Raw genomic sequence first — 1,040 nt, 5'->3', positions numbered from 1 at the left:
TTTTGTTATAAGATATTCACTTAATATGCATGTTCTTTTGATTGGATTGTTAAAGCTACCGAGCGTTTATAGGCTCTCTTATTCAAATGAGTGATTAAAGATCATACGCACATTTACGTTTCTTTTGATAAGTTTTCATATCTCTCATAGAGCGCTTGCAATATGATACGTTTTGTATATATGCATTCATTACTCCATTGTGGATGATTCATTTTAATCAATAAAAAACGCTATTTGAAAGCCGCGTCATATCATTTGGCACGGCTTTTTTTTATTTTACTCTCTCTTTTATGATATGTTTATAGCAATGCATTTTATATGCGTTTATAACCATAAAGAATGCACGCCCCCCATGTCTCTTTTTATTCTGTTTTATCAGTTATATTGACAACATTATCCCTTTCATAAACCTCACAATTTTTGGGAACCAACCTTACTTTGCTTTTTTTATTGATTTTTGCATTGCCATAAGCACGCCCCCAGATTGTTGCACAATATGAGATTTTAGCATTGCCATAAACAGAGCCATAAATCTCACAAGATCCACTCACACAAGCATTTCCATAAACCTTGCCATAAATTTTTGCACGACCATTAATAACAGCATAATTATAAACTTTTGCATGGCTATAAATGCAAGCAGAGCCAGAAACCTTGGCATGACCATAGACGCGTGCATAACTAAAAACCGTAGCATCATAAGAAACATGCGCATGGTCATAAATATGAGCATCAGCAAGAATGCGGGCACTACCATTCACATGAGCATACCCATAAACATTGCCATAAACATGAGCATTGCTATAGACAAAAGCATGGTCATAAACTTTAGCATATTGAGAGATAAAAGCTTTTCCATAGACCTCAGCATTGCCATAAACTTGACCACAGACTTGAGAAAAATGGCGTATTTTTGCATTTTCATACACTCTTGCATGACCATAGACACAAGCCTCATCATACACCCAGCAATTACCATCATGGGATAGGTTAACTTCCTTTTCAATAAAGCCGCCTAAGGACCCCGCCTTTACATCATC

Annotated in this window: 1 protein-coding gene; it reads right to left on the bottom strand. The window is 36.0% G+C overall.

From position 1 onward, the window contains the following. Nucleotides 1–362: 362 nt before the first annotated feature. Nucleotides 363–1,040: hypothetical protein (locus ACFILA_RS09590; protein ID WP_375661132.1), on the bottom strand; the 678-nt coding region annotated here is incomplete at its 5' end.

It is taken from the genome of Bartonella sp. CL71SXKL, assembly GCF_042194935.1.
GTDB lineage: Bacteria > Pseudomonadota > Alphaproteobacteria > Rhizobiales > Rhizobiaceae > Bartonella.
This window is presented reverse-complemented; position numbering and strand designations above follow the sequence as displayed.